Genomic DNA, 15,302 nt, shown 5'->3' with positions numbered 1-15,302 from the left:
GAGAAGAGCCGTGAGCGAAGTCATCAACCCGCAGTTGCAGGCGTGGGCCAGGGACTACGTGTGGCGTGTGGGGTCGAAGGTTGGCCCACTGTCGGATTCACGCCAGCGCAAGTTGCTCGCCGTCCATCTGGACGGAGTACCCAAGTCACAACTGGACGAGGCCGTCCGCACGGGGTGGATGCCCTTCTTGTCTCGGTTGGTGACCTCGGGCGCCTACGCTCTCGACGATGCGTTCTGGGGCTCGCCTGCCTCCACGCCCTTCTTCCAGGCGGGCTTCCTCTACGGTCTGCGCCATCCCAACCTGCCGGCCTATAGCTGGTTCGATCGGGAGCTCGGTCGCAAGGTGCAGATGAACACCCCCACGGACACGCTCGCCGTGGAGTCGCGCTTGGGCTGCCGCTCCGGCACGAGTCTGCTGTCCGGGGGCGGGCACACGTACTTCTCGCTCTTCCAGGCTGAGGCCAACAACCGCCTCTGCATGAGCACGCTGGCCAGCTACAAGGTGATGGCGCGCAGCTTCAAGTACGAGATGGAAGGTATCCTCACCGCGCGCACCCAGACGCCCCTCTCGTACGTGCGCTCGCTCGGGCGCGACGCGTGGAACTCTTTCACTGAGATCTACCGCTGGGGCCGAGCGCTCCAGGACTGGCGCCATGAGGGCGGCTTCCTCATGAGCCGCGTTCTGCTGCAGCGGCTCGGGTGGAGCTTCGCCCACACCAAGGCCCTGGTGGACATGGTGCGCGGCGTGCCCGCCGTCTACCTTGTTTACGGCAACTATGACGAGGTGGCCCACCGTCGCGGTCCTTGCTCGACGCAGGCGCTCTCGGAGTTGCAGCGCGTGGACGCCTACCTCGCCGAGCTCTACGCCGTCGCCCAGGCGGTGCAGCCCGGCTACGATCTCATCTTCTTCACGGACCACGGTCACGTGGACAGCCACCCCATCGAGCAGCGCGGGGGACAGCGCCTGGAGGACATCCTCCTGCGTGGCGCGCCGGTGCCGCTCCCCGAGGACATCACGCGGGCTCTCCTCGATGGCCGTCCGCAGCCGGTGGACACAGGGCTCCATGCTCCATCGGAGCCGGTGGTCGTCGAGTCCGGCAACTTCTCCCACGTCTACCTGACGCGCGAGCGCGAGCCGCTCGAGGCCGTGCAACTGGTGGCGCGCTACCCGGAGGTACTCGCCCGGGCCATGGGCCATCCGGACATTGGCATCGTGGCGCTGCGCCGGGGCGACTCGGCGGTGGCCATCATCGGTGGTGGTGTGTACGGGCCCGAGGAGATCGACAGCGCGCCGCTGGATGGGGAGTTCTCGCGCCGGGCGGTGGCGGACTTCCTGCGCGAGCTGCCCCTCATGCCCACCGCGGGAGACCTGGTGCTCTATGGCCAGGCGGTGTCGCGGGGCGGCACGGTGGGCTTCGCCTGGGAGTTTGGCTCGCACGGCGGCCTCACGCGCACGGAGACGAACAGCCTCATCTGCTGGCCGACCCATCTCCCGGTGGACCTGTCTGGGCTGAGCCACGTCACGCAGCTGCATGAGCGGCTGTCCGAGCTGTACCGCGACGGGGCTCGGCCCGTGGAGCGCCCAGAGGAGAGGTGGGCGGAGGCGACATGAAGCCGCCAGCGGGCCGAACGGTTCTCAAGGCACTGTTGGTGCTCCTGGGGGTGGTGCTGTCCGTTGCCCTCGTCTCCAGTGCCTTCTTCCGGTGGAACCTGAGTGGGGAAGGGCCCCTGCTCATCCCACGCTTCCCGCTGGGGCAGTTCGTGAAGGACCTGCCCCGCCACCTGGTCTGGCTCATCCCCTTCATGCTGCTGTCCGCAGCCATCCTCCCGCTGCGCTCCGCGCAGTGGCAGACGACGCTGAGCAAGCCAGTGCCCTTCCGCGAGCGCTACCACCTGGTGGCCATTGGCGCCTTCACGCACAACGCGCTGCCCGGGAAGCTGGGGGACTTCATCCGCTCTTTCCTGCTGTCGCGCACCCAGCAGATTCCGTTCCTTCAGTCCCTGGGCTCGGTGGTGGTGTGCAAGCTGCTGGAGTTCGCCGCGCTGATGGGACTGGTGGCCGTGTCCTTCCTGGGCCCCTTTGGCGAGAAGATGTCCCAGTTCGCAGGTCCCCTCCGGGTGGCCGTGGGACTGTGCGTGGGACTGGTCATACTGGTGGTGTTGCTGGCCCACTACGCGCTGCCGCTCGCCCGCATGTTGGAGCGCAAGCGGAAGCTGCCGCGGGTACGGCACCTGCTCGGGCACGTGTCCGAGGGCTTGGGCACGGCGCGCAGCTTCCGAGGCATGGCCAAGGCGCTGCTCTTCTCCATTGGGCCGGTGCTGGCGCCCGCGCTGGCCTATGGGCTGGCCTTGCGGGGCATCGGCGTGCGCGGGGGGCTCTTCGCCGGCACCGTCGTCCTGGGGGCCATCGCGCTCGGCCAGTCGCTGCCTGGGGTGCCGGTGGGCATGGGCATCTACTACTTCGTCACCAGCTGGGCGGCGCGGAGCCTGGGAGCCACTCCCGAGGACGCGGCGGCCTTCTCCGCGCTCACCCATCTGGGCACGGTGCTGAGCCAGGTGTCGGTGGGAGCCCTGTCCGTGCGCCTCCGCGGCATTCGGCTGAAGGACCTCCGCAGGGGAGGCAGCCTGGCGCGCGATGCCGCGAACCACATGGCCCATGAGGCCGTGGGGCCGGTGCACGTCCCGAGCTGACGAGGCAGGGTACTGAAAATGAAAAAGGCCCCGGCTTTTCAGCCGGAGCCTTTCTCAATGCCCAGGAGAGGACTCGAACCTCCATGCCCTTGCAGGCGCTAGACCCTGAATCTAGTGTGTCTACCAATTCCACCACCTGGGCAGGCGGTGCGTCTCGCTCGGCGGTGCGTTGCGTCGCGTCGACGGGTGCGGTGTATAGATGCCTGACCCGTCTCCGTCAAGCAGTTGTTTCAACCTCACTTCTTCAGCGGCCATTTCCCTTCGGACTCGAGCCGACGCCTGACGGCGGGGTTCTCATCCATGAAGGCCGTGAGGGACTCCTCTGTAATCTCCACGAGGAGGTCCTCATTCCCCACCTCGCTCTGGCAGGACAGGCGGGAGTACGGGCGCACGTCGAACCCCATGTCCAACCGGTCCATCTCCTGGTCCGTCTGTTCGGAGAGCGACTCGATGCCCTTGCGCACCCAGATGTGGCAGGTGGAGCAGGCGCAGACCCCGCCGCAGGAGTGACCCACCTGGGCCCCGCACTTCTCGGCGGCGTCCAGCAGGGTGGTCCCCGTCGTCACCTCCACGGTGACGTCATCCAGGGGGCTCTTGAAGTGGACCTTGGGCACGTCAGAACTCCTCGACCGAATGGCCCGCGACGACCTTCGTCAGGGCCTGGTTCATCACCCGCTCGACGAAGGGCTTGCACACCTCGTCCAGGGCATGGATGGACTCCTTGAGCGCGTGGTGGTCGTTCCCCTGAGCCACCTCGCGCACCTTCGCCATGGCCGCCTCGATGGTGGCTCGCTCTCCGTCAGCCAGCAGCGCCGCGTGCTCTCCCAGCTGGCGCTCGGCCTCCGTGAGGACGCGCTCGGCCTCCACCCGCTGCTCGCGCAGCTGGCGCACCTGCACGTCGTCCTCGGCGTGGTCGATGGAGTCGAGCAGCATGTTCTCGATCTCCTCGTCCGTGAGGCCATGGCTGGGCTTCACGGTGATGGACTGGGTGGCGCCGGTGCTCTGCTCCTTCGCCGTGACGGCGAGGATGCCGTCCGCGTCCACCTGGAAGCGCACCTCCACGCGCGCCACTCCGGCGGGCATGGGGGGAATGCCACTCAGGGTGAAGCGGGCGAGGCTGCGGCAGTCTTCCACCAGCTCGCGCTCACCCTGGAGCACGTGCACGTCCAGACCCGTCTGCCCGTCCTTGAAGGTGGTGAAGACCTGGGCCGCGGCGGTGGGGATGGTGGAGTTGCGCGGAATCAGCTTCTCCACCAGGCCGCCCATCGTCTCCAGACCGAGCGACAGGGGGTTCACGTCCAGCAGGAGCACGTCGTCCTGCCGGTTCACGTTGGTGAGCAGGTCCGCCAGCACGGCCGCCCCGAGGGCCACCACCTGGTCCGGGTTGATGTCGCCGAGCGGCTCGCGACCGAACAGCTCGGCCACGAAGCGACGCACGGCGGGCACCCGGGTGGCGCCGCCCACGAGGATGACGCCGTCCAGCTCCGAGGCCGCCACGCCCGCGTCCTTGAGGGCCCGGCGGCACACCACGCCCGTCTTCTGGATGTACGGGCGGATCCACTCCTCGAAGTCCGAGCGCTTCAGCGTCTGCCGGTGCGAGCCCACGGTGAGCTCTACCTCGGGCGCGTCGGTGAGGGCTTCCTTGGCCTTGCGCGAGGCCGCCAGCACCTCGGCCACCAGGGTGGGGGCAGGGGAGGTCTGGCCCATGGCCTCCAGCACGCGCTGGGCAATGGCCCGGTCGAAGTCGTCGCCGCCGAGCGCCGAATCACCGCCGGTGGACTTCACCTCGAAGATGCCCTCCACCAGCTTGAGGATGGAGATGTCGAAGGTGCCGCCGCCGAGGTCGTAGACCGCGTAGGTGCCCTGGCTGCCCTTGTCGAGGCCGTAGGCGAGCGCCGCGGCGGTGGGCTCGTTGAGCAGGCGCAGCACCTCGAGGCCCGCGAGCCGCCCCGCGTCCTTGGTGGCCTGGCGCTGGGCGTCGTCGAAGTAGGCGGGCACGGTGATGACGGCCTGCTCCACGCGACCGGAGAAGTGGCTCTCCGCCCGGCGCTTGAGGGCGCGCAGGATTTCTCCAGACACCTCGATGGGCGTCACCGGCTGGCCGCCGGCCACCTCGAAGCGCACCACCTTGGCGCCGCTGGCGAACTTGTAGGCGCCCAGCTTGCGCGTCTCCGCGTCCTCTGGGCTGCGGCCCATGAAGCGCTTCACGGAGATGATGGTGTCGGTGGGGTGCTCGGCCGCGAGCTCCTTCGCCCGCGTGCCCACCACCACGCCCCCGTCCTTCCCGTAGTGCACCACCGAGGGCAGGAGGTTGGACTCCCCCTCGTCTGCCGCCAGGCAGCGGGGCTTGCCCTGGATGACGCTCGCCACCAGCGAGTTCGTGGTTCCCAGGTCGATCCCCACCGCGTAGCCCTTGGGCTTGAGGGGATCGTGAATCTGCAGGTAGCCGTTCTTGCTCACGACAGCATCTCCTCCTCGAACGTCTCCACCTGCTCGAGGAAGCGCGTGAAGTACCTCACCCGTCCCAGCGCGTGCGACGCCTTTTTCACCGATGACTCGACTGGCGTCCCCTTTTCCAGGGTGCGCAGCGTGTCCACGGCCTCCTGGAGGGCAGCCTTGCGACGGGCCTCCACGTCCGCGGCCATCTTCTGCGCCCGGTCCAGGTTCTTCGCCTCCATGGCCTCGTCGAGCGCCTCGCGCAGCTCCATGACCTCCTCGAGGAACTCGAGGGGCATGTCCTTCTGCGCTCCGGCGTCCTCTCGCTCCAGGTCCACCCCGTGCAGCTTCAACAGGTAGAAGGCCCGCTTCGTCGCGTCCTTGAGCGTCTTGTAGGCCTCGTTGAGCGCCGTCGTCTGCTCCAGGGACAGCCGGCGCTCGCGCGCCTCCGCCTGGGCGAAGCGATCCGGGTGGAGCTGCAACGACAGCTCCCGGTACTGCTTCTCCAGGGCTGCCAGGTCCACGTCGTACGCCCGGGGCAGACCGAAGACGTCGAAGTGGGTGGCTCCCGGAGGCCTCGCGGCGATCTTCCCGCAGGCCGGGCAGAACGAGCGCCCCTGCGTGTCCTTCTCACAGTTCCAGCACTTCACTTCGGCGTCCTCTTTCCGGGGCAAAACGAAAGGGCCCGGCTTTCCTCGGCCGAGCCCCCGGTGACGATTCTCGAAGACCCTCACCCTGTCCCTCTCCCAGAGGGACAGGGGAGGGAGGTCAGACGGAGAAGCTCTCGCCGCAGCCGCACGAGCCCTTCACGTTCGGATTGTTCAGCTTGAACCCCGAGGCCATCAGCGTCGACTCGTACACGATCTCCGTGCCGAGCAGATACAGGTAGCTCTTCGGATCCACGAACACCCGCACCCCGTCCCGCTCGAAGATCTTGTCCTTCTCGCGCGGCTTCTCCGCCCACTCCATCACGTACGCCAGCCCCGAGCACCCGCCGCCGCGCACCGCGATGCGCAGCCCCGCCTCCGGCGTCTGCCGCTCCTCCAGCAGCTTCTTGAGCTGCCCCACCGCGCTCTCGTGCAGCGTGATGCCTCGCGCCGGCTTCGCGGCCGTGGCAGCAGGCGCCGCCTGCGTCTGGCTCGTCTGGGTAGTCGCCTGCTCGTTCATCACGTGCCTCCTCCTTCTTCAGCCAACCCTGCTCACGCCTTCTGCTGCCGCGCCTCGCGCTTCTTCTTGAAGTCGTCGATGGCCGCCTTGATGGCGTCCTCGGCCAGCACCGAGCAGTGAATCTTCACCGGCGGCAGCGCCAGCTCGCGAGCCACGTCCTTGTTGGAGATGGTCATCGCCTGGTCCACCGTCTTGCCCTTCACCCACTCGGTCACCAGCGAGCTGGACGCGATGGCCGAGCCGCACCCGAACGTCTTGAACTTGGCGTCCTCGATGATGCCCTCGTCGGTGATCTTCAGCTGCAGGCGCATGACGTCGCCGCACGCCGGAGCTCCCACCAGACCCGTGCCCACGTTGGGGTCGGCCTTGTCGAGCGTGCCAACGTTGCGGGGGTTCTCGTAGTGGTCGATGACCTTGTCGCTGTAAGCCATGGGTGTTCCCCTACCTATATGAAGCCTTGTCACCGGGCCTGTTACCCGGCAACCGTGCCGGGGCTGGGGGCCCGCCTGCCCTCCGAGCGGGGGAGGGCTCAGAACGGGGCTAGTGCGCCGTCCACTCGATGCTCTTCAGGTCGATGCCTTCCTTCGCCATCTCGTACAGCGGGCTCATTTCGCGCAGACGGTTCACCTTGTCCACCATGAGCTTGATGACGTAGTCGACCTCTTCCTCGGTGTTGAAGCGACCGAGGCCGAAGCGGATGGAGCTGTGCGCCAGTTCCTCCTCCACACCGCACGCGCGCAGCACGTACGAGGGCTCCAGCGACGCCGAGGTGCACGCCGAGCCCGAGGACACCGCGACGTCCTTGATGGCCATCATCAGCGCCTCGCCCTCGACGTAGGCGAAGGAGATGTTGAGGTTGCCCGGCAGCCGGTGCTCCTGCGAGCCGTTCACCGTTACCATGTCCAGCTGGTCCGTAATGCCCTTGCGCAGCTTCTCGCGCAGGCGGAGCAGGCGTGCGGACTCGTCGGCCATCTCCTGGCGGGCAATCTCCGCAGCCTTGCCAAAGCCCACGATGGCCGCCACGTTCAGCGTGCCCGAGCGCATGCCGCGCTCATGACCGCCGCCGTCGATGATGGGAGCGATGCGCACGCGCGGCTTGCGGCGCACGTAGAGCGCGCCCACGCCCTTGGGGCCGTACATCTTGTGCGAGGTGACGGACGCCAGGTCGACGTTCATCTCCTCCACGTTGAACGGCACCTTGCCGATGCCCTGCACCGCGTCGCAGTGGAAGAGGATGCCCTTCTGGCGGCACAGCTTGCCGATCTCCGCCACCGGCTGCACGGTGCCGATCTCGTTGTTGGCGAACATGATCGACACCAGGATGGTCTTGTCGGTCATGGCCGCCTCGAGCTTCTTCAGATCGATCCGGCCGTCCTTCTCCACATCCAGGTAGGTGACGCGCGCGCCACCGGTGGGCAGCTCCGCCCACTGGCGATACACCGGATCGTTGTCGAGCTCGTGCTTGATGGACAGCTCGGCGAGGTTGTCGCGCGACACGAGGCCACCGGTGAGCTGGGCCAGCCGCATCAGCTTCAGCTCGTCCAGCCGCTCCTGGCGCACGCGCTCCAGGCGCTTGCACGTGTCGAGCACCGCCTTGTGCTCGGTCTTCAGGGTGATGATGTGGTCGCCCTTGTCCTTGTAGAACTCGACCACGCCCTTGATGGCGAGGTTGTCGGACTCGGTGGCGCCCGAGGTGAAGACGATCTCCTTGTCGGACGCGCCGATGAGCGCCGCTACCTGCTTGCGCGCTTGCTCCACCGCCGCCTCGGCCTTCCAGCCAAAGGCGTGATTGCGCGACGCGGCGTTGCCGAAGTCCTCGCGCAGGTACGGCATCATCGCCTCCAGCACCCGCGGATCCAGCGGGGTGGTGGCGTGGTTGTCCATGTAGATGGGCAGCTTCAGCATCTCGGTAAACCTTCCGGGCGACTGTCCGTCCGCTTGCCGCGGGGGCCGGATAACCCCGCGTGCTCCCTAGGTGTACCTACATGGACACACCTAATGTGGACTGGACCGGTCAAATATAAAAGAGGGACCCCCCCGGTCAAGACGACATAAGGAGCGGGCGTCCCGGCCTCTATCAACCACGAATCGGACCGATTCAGTCCTCTATCGCTGGGAGTGGGCCGGACCGGGGCGCTCCATTTCGGAGCAGGTGCGCCAGGGCGGAGCACCCCAAGTGTTCAAGTGCGCGAAATCAGGGCAGTGGGGGGGTTGGCCGACAGACTGCAATTCCGGGAGTCTGAGATTTCCGGAGGGCGCACCGATGAGCACGAATGAGAAGCGGGCCGTGAAGCTGAACGCCGTGGGGGCCATGGAGCTGTCGGTGGGCGGGCGGGGAGAGCTGGCGCGGAGCGGAGGGGGCGAGCCGCCGCAGGGGGAGGAGCCTCGCCGGTACTCGCAGAGTGGGTGGAGGGCGGGCAAGCCGGAGGAGGACCCGGAGAAGATGAAGAAGTGGGGCCTGGTGACGGCGAGGCCGAGCGAGTTCCTCATCCACATGCGCCGGGGCCGGGTGCGGGAGGTGAGCGGGCAGGGCGCCTCGTGCTTCAAGATGCCGGGCGACGCGGTGGCGATTGTCCCCACGAGCGTGCAGCGGCTGCAGTTCACCGCGGACCAGGTGACGAGCGAGAAGGTCGGCGTGCAGGTGACGGGCCTGGCGGTGTACCGGATCGTGGATCCGCTGGTGGCCTTCCGGATGCTGAACTTCTCCTTCCCGGAGCGGGCGCAGCAGAAGTTGGCGGAGCTGCTGCGGGAGATGTTCGTGGGCGCGGTGCGGCGGTTGGTGGCGAACCTGTCGGTGGAGGAGTGCCTCTCCAAGCGCAAGGAGGGCATCGCCCTGGAGCTGATGAGGGAGATCGCTCCGGTGGTGTCGGGGAAGGGGCGGCCGGAGGACCAGACGGACTCGGGGTGGGGCGTGGTCCTGGACACGATTGAGATCCAGGACGTGCGGGTGCTGTCGGAGACGGTATTCGCGAACATGCAGGCGCGCTTCCGTGAGGAGCAGGAGCGGGTGGCGCGCGAGGCGGAGCTGGCCAAGGAGCGCTTCATCCAGAGGGAGGAGGCGGAGGCGGAGCGGCAGACCGCGCTGACGCGGCTGGCGACGGAGGAGGAGGTCCGGCACAAGCGGCAGGAGGCGGAGGAGCAGGCGAAGCTGGAGGCGCTGGCGGTCGAGTCGCGAGTGGAGGAGGCGCGGGTCGCGAAGGAGCGGAGCACGCGGCATGCGCAGGTGACGCTGGAGCGCGAGACGGCGCTGGCGAAGCTGAACGCCGAGCTGGAGGTGAAGGAGCAGAAGGCGAAGGCGGAGGAGGCGCAGAAGCTGGCGGGGCTGGAGGCGGAGCGGCGGATGTCGGAGGCGAAGCTGGCGCAGGAGCGGGCGCTGGCGACGTCGAAGGCGCAGGCGGAGCTGGAGAGGCTGAAGCTGGAGCAGCAGGCGCAGGCGGCGAAGCTGACGAACGAGCGGGCGCTGGCGGCGGCGAAGGCGCAGGCGGAGCTGGAGAAGCTGAAGCTGGAGCAGGAGGCGGAGGCGGCGCGGCTGACGCACGAGCGGCAGATGGCGGCGGTGAGGGCGGAGGCGGAGCTGGAGCGGATGCACCAGGAGCAGCAGGCGCAGACGGCGCGGCACGGGGCGATGATGGCGGTGCTGCAGCAGGAGACGGAGCGGGCGAGGGCGCAGGCGAAGGTGGCGGAGGCGCGGTGCGCGATCGCCGAGGCGGAGCTGGCGATGGCGGAGATGGAGGCGCGCAAGGCACGGATCACGCAGGATCCGGAGCTGGCGAAGGTGCGAGCGCTGAAGGAGATCGAGAACACGCTGTCGCCGGAGGCGATCCAGCTGGTGTTGGCGCAGCAGTTGCCGCAGGTGGCGGCGGCGTTCCAGCAGAAGATGGGAGAGGTGCACGTAACGGCGGTGGATGGAGCCAACCCGTTCGGCTACATCGCGGCGGCGGTAGAGGGCGTCATGGGCCTGGCGCGCTCGGCGGGGCTGCAAGTGCCCGCGGCGAAGAAGGACCAGGCGGTGTAACACCAACCCAGAACCCACTCCCTCTCCCTTCGGGAGAGGGTCGGGGTGAGGGTATCAGGACCCCAGGTTGAGCCCGCGTGAATCCCCTCTCCCTTTGGGAGAGGGTCAGGGTGAGGGTCTTCCGACCAAAGGGTCACACCTGGGTCAGAATCTCCGCCCCATCGCGAGTCACATAGATGGTGTGCTCGAACTGAGCTGACCGTTTCCCATCGGCGGTGACGACGGTCCACCCGTCATCCCAGTCCTGGTGGCGGATGGAGCCCATGGTGAGCATGGGCTCGATGGTGAAGAACATGCCCTCTTCGATGATGTCGGTCGCGTGGTAGTCGAAGGTATGGGAGACCTGGGGCTCGAGGTGGAAGATCTCCCCGATGCCGTGGCCGCAGTACGACTGCACGACGCCATACCCATAGCGCTTCGCATGCGCCTCGATGGCCCGGCCGATGACGTTGATGGGCAGGCCGGGCTTGACCGCTTCGATGCCCAGCATCATGCACTCGCGAGTCACCCGGAGCAGCTGCTCGGAGGCGGAGTCGATCTTCCCCACGGGGAAGGTGGCCGAGCAGTCGCCGTGCATCCCATCGAGGTAGATGGTGATGTCGAGGTTGACGATGTCCCCGTCCTCCAAGGGGCGGCTATCGGGGATGCCGTGGAGGATGACCTCGTTGACGGAGGTGCACAGGGACTTGGGGAAGCCGTGGTAGTTCAGCGTGCTGGGGTAGCCGCCGCGGCGGATGTACTCCTCGTGCGCGATGGCATCGAGCGCATCCGTGGTGACGCCCGGCTTCACGGCGGCGCCGGAGAGCTGCAGGACCTCGGCGGCGGCGCGGCAGGCCTTGCGCATGCGCTCCAGCCGGGTAGCCGGATCTCCCATCACGCCAGGGCCGGGGCGGCCGGTCTCCGCGTAGTCGGGCCGGAGGATATGGGGGGGAACGGGACGGCGGGGACTCACGGCGCCGGGCCGCACACGCCGGGAGGCGGGGGTGGGCGCGCGGGCTTGGGAGTCCTCGCCGCGGTGGCACTTCTTGTACTTGTTTCCGCTCCCGCACCAGCAGGGCTCGTTGGGACCAGGCAGCTTCGCGGGGGGCGCGAGGGGCGTGCTGGATGTGCTCATGACCGGACTTCTCCTTCGGGAATCTCAGGCGCGCCCATGGAGGGACACAGCGCCGGGGAGTCTAGAACCATGGAGAACCCTGGTCTCATGCGTTTTGCGTATCGCCTGCCCGCGGCGCCCGCCGGGTGCCCAGGCCGGGGTCCTCGACCCCCATCCCAGGCTGTCAGCGGCGCTCGTTCTCCTCGAGCGGGCCCTCGCCGTCGTCGATGACACCGGGTTGGTCGCCGATGCCGGCATCACCCGACTGCCCTGAGCCGCCCAGGCCCTCCTCGAAGCCCTCGATGGCTTCCTGGGTTGTCTCGCGTGCTTCCTCGGCGGCCTTGCGCGTCTCCTGGGCGGCCTCATCTACCGCCTGTCCGGCCTTTCGGGCCTCCTCTCGAACCTCTCCCGGCCGGCGCTCCTCACAGCCCACGATCAGGCCGAGCGCCCCGAGCAACCCCGCCAGGGCGAGGCCCTTCCGTCCCTGCCACACCATCACCTGCCTCCTTCACATGAAGTCGTTTCACTCCGGAACCCGCTCAGCGGATGCGGGTGAGCAGCCTGCCACCGAGCGCGACGGTCACGGCGTCCTCCACCAGCCCCGCCACCACGTTGGGGACACCCCACTGCCGTGTCGCCAACTGCCGCAGCTTGTAGAAGGCGAAGGTCGAGGCCACTGCCGCCGCCGCGCCGAGCAGGGCACGGCCCATGGACAGCCGCTGGTGCGGAGCGGCCACGGCGGCACCAGCCAGCGCACCGGAGATGGCTCGTCCCGCCAGAGCTGGTGGCGAGATGCGCGCGGGAATCCACGGCGTCTTGTCGGCGGCCAGCTCTCCGACGGCGAGCGCGGTCAGCACCTGCGACGTCCGCTTCGACACGAGCGCATGCGCACGGCCCTTGGGCGCATCGACGGGTTGTTGCCGGAGCTGGTAGCTGAGGAGGGCAGGGGCGCTGAAGGTCCGCATCCCGGCGAGCACTCCGAATCCCACGGTGTTCAGCAGCGCGTCCCGTCTCATGGTTTCCGTCTCCCGCTCGACGCCGCCGAGCCGGCGGCCCAAGCCTCTCTGCGAGTAGAACTGCACCGGCGTCCCATCCACCTTCAGGTGTGCGTGCACCAGCTCCTCGGCATCGGGGCGCCGCTCCAGGTTGCCGGTGCGCAGCAGCTCTCTCAGCCGGGCGTGGGCCAGGTGGTGCCAGGCCCGCTGGTAGCGCCTCCCCACCAGCTCGAAGCCGACGTGGCTCCACCAGTTGGGGAACTGGCCCTCCTTCCAGAGGGCCTTGATGTGGAAGCGCAGCTCGCCCGTGCGGTGGTCCTTGCTGAGGAGGAACCACTCCCGCCCGGCCTCAATGTGTCCCTGGACGGTGTCGATGCGGAAACCGAACACGGTCCGCTCCGCGTCCGTTTCGGAGCGGACGGCGCCGATGCGCACCGGACAGAGGTAGCGCAGGCCCAGCGTCTTCAGCTCGAGCAGGATCGGGCGACCGAGCAGTGGCACGGCGGCGTCGAAGTGGCCGTACACGATGCGAGGATCGGAATAACCCAGGTAGGTGACGGCATGTTTCAGCTTGTCGAACGCGTCATCCCGGGTCGGTGGTTCCGGCCGATCGCGGGCGATGACGGCCTGTGACTCCACCAGGCTCCATCCCTTGTCGGGCGTCATCTCCTCCTCGGCCGCCTCGAAGTTGAGGGGGATGGTGGAGGCCCGCTCGAGCCGCTCCACCACCTCGTCCGCCGACCAGCCCCGCAGCCAGCGCCACTCGACGTCCGTCATGACTCGTCTCCACGGGCAAGGAAGGTGGGGCCCCGGACGTCATCCGCGCTCTCATGTGCCTCTTCCATCACGGTGGTCTCCGCGTGGAGGAAGCCAATGACGCCCTCGCCCACGGTGAGGGCGACGGCGTTCACGAAATCGGTCCAGGTGTTGGTCTGCATCGCCTCGCCGCCGGTGCGGAACCCCAGGTACTTTACACGCGAGCCGGAGCGGGCCCGGCTGCGGATGTGGAAGATGACGTCGCCCCGCTCATTGCGGTAGGCGCCAAAGGTGATGCGTCCCGCTTCGGGATGCCCGGGCCGGGTGGCCAGGGTGAGGCTCTGGCGATCTCGGTGGATGATGCGTACGCGGAAGGTCCCCGCACCGCGGATGTGCACTTGCAGCTCGTCGCCCGGTTCGAGCGGCTCGTCCCGTTCCCTCTCTGGCTCGAAGACGACCAGCTCCTCCGGGGCGAACTCCGCGAAGCGGAGGGCCACCAGCTCCATCAACTCCGAGGGCGAGCACCCGCAGCGGTCGATGACGGCCCAGTAGTCGCGCTGCAGCAGCGGGCCGCAGCCCTCGGTGGCGGAGAGCAGACCGTCCCACAAGCCGCCGCCTGCTTCCATGTCTGCCTCCCCCATCTCGCCACCTCCGCCGGTCGGCCTAAATATGGTGCATGGCGCAATGGTGGGCGCACGGGGCCTGGCGCTGGGCCCCCCATTCGAGGACAGGAGGCGGGTATGCAGCAGGACATCAATCCGGCGAGTGAGAGGTCGCTGAAGGACTACCGGGCCGCGACAGTCATGCGGGCCGAGCACACCGAGGGCTCGTTTACCCGGCTGCTGGAGCAGCAGGCGGCGAAGATTTCTTCGGATGTCTTCCTCTTCGCCAGTCTGTGCTCGATGGCCTTCGCCCTGGGCGCGGAGCTGATGAACCGCACCCGCGCCAGCCGCTTCGTGGGCATGTGGGTGGGGCCCCTGCTCATCATGGGCGTCTACAACAAGATGGTGAAGACGTTCGGCGCGCGCTGAGCGGGGAGGAAGTCACTACGGATCATTTCTCCGGTCCGGAGGCAGTCCACTGGGCAGTCCCGACCCCTCCTCCGAGGCCCCGGGCTTCGAGCAACTGCACACCTCGCAGCCGCGGTCCCTATCGAACGAGCACTCCTGGGGCGTCAAGCACCAGAGGCCCCTGGACTCGGGGCAGAGGGTGCTCTCCTTGCGGGCCTTCTTCGAGCCGTGGCTACAGCCCCCCAGGGCGAGCAGCAGGAGGGCGGCTGCGCAGCTCGCGCGGAGGCTCCAGTTCATTCTCATTGCGATGACTCCTTGTCCTCGCCGCGTCTACACGCGGAGGGCGGGAGGAGTCTGCCGGAGATTCGCCGCCTCCGGAATCCGCCGGATCTCGGCGCGCGAATCGGTGCATGCTCCGGCGCGGGACATCTCTGGAGACATACATGCGCTACTTCGAGGACTTCCAGGTGGGCCAGGTGCTCGAGCTCGGGTCGTACGAGGTGACGCGCGAGGAAATCCTCGCGTTCGCCCGGCAGTACGATCCCCAGCCTTTCCACCTGGATGAGGAGGCTGGCCGCCGCTCCATCTACGGCAGCATCATCGCGAGCGGCTGGCAGACGGCCGCCATCTGCCACCGGATGCTGGTGCGCTCGGTGCTGGAGGACTCCGCCAGTATGGGCTCGCCGGGCGTGGACGAGCTGCGCTGGCTGCGCCCGGTGCGGCCCGGGGACACGCTCTCACCTCGCATCGAGGTGCTCGAGGTCACGCCCTCGCGCAGCAAGCCGGATCGCGGCACCATCCGGACCCGCATGGAGGTTCGCAACCAGCAGGGCGAGGTGGTGATGACGGAGAGTGCCGCCGTGCTCTTCCGCCGCCGCCCCGCGCCGGCCTAGTGGAGTTTCCACGAAGTCTTTGGACATAGTCCGAACCCGTGGATGTCCCCTCTCCCTTTGGGAGAGGGCTAGGGTGAGGGTCTTCCCCTTTGGACCGTGGACCACATGGGAGTTCAAGTCACAGGGCGGCGAGCAGGCCGTTGCATGCCAGATGCGAGTTGGGGCGAGGAAACACGAGGGTGACGACCCTCACCCCCCGCCCTCTCCCAGAGGGAGAGGGAGCATGCGCAACACGACCAGGTCCAC

16 protein-coding genes and 1 tRNA gene are annotated in these 15,302 nt (G+C 68.0%); 5 read left to right on the top strand and 12 right to left on the bottom strand.

The window, feature by feature from the left end:
- The first annotated feature begins 10 nt into the window (after window positions 1–10).
- Window positions 11–1,612, top strand: coding sequence for an alkaline phosphatase family protein (locus OV287_RS37010; protein WP_267538745.1), 1,602 nt, complete (start codon window positions 11–13; stop codon window positions 1,610–1,612).
- On the top strand, window positions 1,609–2,691 hold the full coding sequence (locus OV287_RS37005; RefSeq protein ID WP_267538744.1) for a lysylphosphatidylglycerol synthase transmembrane domain-containing protein: 1,083 nt from the start codon (window positions 1,609–1,611) through the stop codon (window positions 2,689–2,691). Before OV287_RS37010 ends, OV287_RS37005 begins: the two co-directional genes overlap by 4 nt.
- Window positions 2,692–2,749: 58 nt before the next feature.
- Here OV287_RS37005 and OV287_RS37000 read toward each other — a convergent pair.
- The 7 genes from OV287_RS37000 to OV287_RS36970 all read right to left on the bottom strand — a co-directional run bounded on the left by OV287_RS37000 (window position 2,750) and on the right by OV287_RS36970 (window position 8,196).
- Window positions 2,750–2,833: transfer RNA gene (locus OV287_RS37000), tRNA-Leu, on the bottom strand.
- 94 nt (window positions 2,834–2,927) lie between these two features.
- Window positions 2,928–3,305, bottom strand: coding sequence for a 2Fe-2S iron-sulfur cluster-binding protein (locus OV287_RS36995; RefSeq protein WP_267538743.1), 378 nt, complete (start codon window positions 3,303–3,305; stop codon window positions 2,928–2,930).
- Window position 3,306: 1 nt separating this feature from the next.
- Window positions 3,307–5,151, bottom strand: coding sequence for a Fe-S protein assembly chaperone HscA (hscA, locus tag OV287_RS36990; protein WP_267538742.1), 1,845 nt, complete (start codon window positions 5,149–5,151; stop codon window positions 3,307–3,309).
- Complete coding sequence (gene hscB / locus OV287_RS36985) at window positions 5,148–5,714, bottom strand: Fe-S protein assembly co-chaperone HscB (RefSeq protein WP_267542481.1); 567 nt, start codon at window positions 5,712–5,714, stop codon at window positions 5,148–5,150. Before hscB ends, hscA begins: the two co-directional genes overlap by 4 nt.
- Window positions 5,715–5,895: 181 nt before the next feature.
- Window positions 5,896–6,294: a HesB/IscA family protein gene (locus tag OV287_RS36980; RefSeq protein ID WP_267538741.1), complete on the bottom strand. Its 399-nt coding sequence runs from the start codon at window positions 6,292–6,294 to the stop codon at window positions 5,896–5,898.
- A 32-nt stretch (window positions 6,295–6,326) separates the two neighbouring features.
- Window positions 6,327–6,725 (bottom strand): Fe-S cluster assembly scaffold IscU, encoded by a 399-nt coding sequence (iscU, locus tag OV287_RS36975; RefSeq protein ID WP_267538740.1) that lies wholly within the window; start codon window positions 6,723–6,725, stop codon window positions 6,327–6,329.
- Window positions 6,726–6,834: 109 nt separating this feature from the next.
- Complete coding sequence (locus OV287_RS36970; RefSeq protein WP_267542480.1) at window positions 6,835–8,196, bottom strand: IscS subfamily cysteine desulfurase; 1,362 nt, start codon at window positions 8,194–8,196, stop codon at window positions 6,835–6,837.
- A 361-nt stretch (window positions 8,197–8,557) separates the two neighbouring features.
- On the opposite strand from OV287_RS36970, the gene OV287_RS36965 reads away from it, so the two are divergent.
- A complete protein-coding gene (locus OV287_RS36965; protein WP_267538739.1) occupies window positions 8,558–10,309 on the top strand; it encodes an SPFH domain-containing protein in 1,752 nt (583 codons plus the stop codon).
- A gap of 133 nt (window positions 10,310–10,442) precedes the next feature.
- Here OV287_RS36965 and map read toward each other — a convergent pair whose 3' ends face one another.
- The 4 genes from map to OV287_RS36945 form a co-directional block, all read right to left on the bottom strand.
- A complete protein-coding gene (map, locus tag OV287_RS36960; protein WP_267538738.1) occupies window positions 10,443–11,423 on the bottom strand; it encodes a type I methionyl aminopeptidase in 981 nt (326 codons plus the stop codon).
- A gap of 163 nt (window positions 11,424–11,586) precedes the next feature.
- Window positions 11,587–11,898 carry a hypothetical protein gene (locus tag OV287_RS36955; protein WP_267538737.1) on the bottom strand — a complete coding sequence of 104 codons (312 nt, stop codon included), beginning with the start codon at window positions 11,896–11,898 and terminating at the stop codon, window positions 11,587–11,589.
- Window positions 11,899–11,941: 43 nt separating this feature from the next.
- A complete protein-coding gene (locus OV287_RS36950; RefSeq protein WP_267538736.1) occupies window positions 11,942–13,174 on the bottom strand; it encodes a DUF1990 family protein in 1,233 nt (410 codons plus the stop codon).
- Window positions 13,171–13,779, bottom strand: coding sequence for a DUF1990 family protein (locus tag OV287_RS36945; RefSeq protein ID WP_267538735.1), 609 nt, complete (start codon window positions 13,777–13,779; stop codon window positions 13,171–13,173). The genes OV287_RS36950 and OV287_RS36945 overlap by 4 nt, the downstream gene beginning before the upstream one ends.
- 114 nt (window positions 13,780–13,893) lie before the next feature.
- On the opposite strand from OV287_RS36945, the gene OV287_RS36940 reads away from it, so the two are divergent.
- The gene (locus tag OV287_RS36940) at window positions 13,894–14,184 is read left to right on the top strand and encodes a hypothetical protein (protein ID WP_267538734.1); all 291 of its coding nucleotides are present in this window, start codon (window positions 13,894–13,896) and stop codon (window positions 14,182–14,184) included.
- Window positions 14,185–14,199: 15 nt separating this feature from the next.
- Here OV287_RS36940 and OV287_RS36935 read toward each other — a convergent pair whose 3' ends face one another.
- The gene (locus OV287_RS36935; RefSeq protein WP_267538733.1) at window positions 14,200–14,460 is read right to left on the bottom strand and encodes a hypothetical protein; all 261 of its coding nucleotides are present in this window, start codon (window positions 14,458–14,460) and stop codon (window positions 14,200–14,202) included.
- A 146-nt stretch (window positions 14,461–14,606) separates the two neighbouring features.
- Here OV287_RS36935 and OV287_RS36930 point away from each other — a divergent pair, with 146 nt between their 5' ends.
- Window positions 14,607–15,056 (top strand): MaoC family dehydratase, encoded by a 450-nt coding sequence (locus tag OV287_RS36930; protein WP_267538732.1) that lies wholly within the window; start codon window positions 14,607–14,609, stop codon window positions 15,054–15,056.
- Window positions 15,057–15,302 lie beyond the last annotated feature (246 nt).

The sequence above is a fragment of the Archangium lansingense genome (assembly GCF_026626635.1).
Lineage (GTDB): Bacteria > Myxococcota > Myxococcia > Myxococcales > Myxococcaceae > Archangium > Archangium lansingense.
This window is presented reverse-complemented; position numbering and strand designations above follow the sequence as displayed.

Excerpts from the sequence above, each read along its gene's own strand:
- OV287_RS36930 (WP_267538732.1), top strand. The coding sequence starts at position 14,607 with ATGCGCTACTTCGAGGACTTCCAGGTGGGCCAGGTGCTCGAGCTCGGG.
- OV287_RS36955 (WP_267538737.1), bottom strand. The coding sequence starts at position 11,898 with ATGGTGTGGCAGGGACGGAAGGGCCTCGCCCTGGCGGGGTTGCTCGGG.
- OV287_RS36945 (WP_267538735.1), bottom strand. The coding sequence starts at position 13,779 with ATGGAAGCAGGCGGCGGCTTGTGGGACGGTCTGCTCTCCGCCACCGAG.
- OV287_RS36965 (WP_267538739.1), top strand. The coding sequence starts at position 8,558 with ATGAGCACGAATGAGAAGCGGGCCGTGAAGCTGAACGCCGTGGGGGCC.
- OV287_RS36980 (WP_267538741.1), bottom strand. The coding sequence starts at position 6,294 with ATGAACGAGCAGGCGACTACCCAGACGAGCCAGACGCAGGCGGCGCCT.
- OV287_RS36940 (WP_267538734.1), top strand. The coding sequence starts at position 13,894 with ATGCAGCAGGACATCAATCCGGCGAGTGAGAGGTCGCTGAAGGACTAC.
- OV287_RS37005 (WP_267538744.1), top strand. The coding sequence starts at position 1,609 with ATGAAGCCGCCAGCGGGCCGAACGGTTCTCAAGGCACTGTTGGTGCTC.
- map (WP_267538738.1), bottom strand. The coding sequence starts at position 11,423 with ATGAGCACATCCAGCACGCCCCTCGCGCCCCCCGCGAAGCTGCCTGGT.
- OV287_RS36935 (WP_267538733.1), bottom strand. The coding sequence starts at position 14,460 with ATGAACTGGAGCCTCCGCGCGAGCTGCGCAGCCGCCCTCCTGCTGCTC.
- OV287_RS36950 (WP_267538736.1), bottom strand. The coding sequence starts at position 13,174 with ATGACGGACGTCGAGTGGCGCTGGCTGCGGGGCTGGTCGGCGGACGAG.
- iscU (WP_267538740.1), bottom strand. The coding sequence starts at position 6,725 with ATGGCTTACAGCGACAAGGTCATCGACCACTACGAGAACCCCCGCAAC.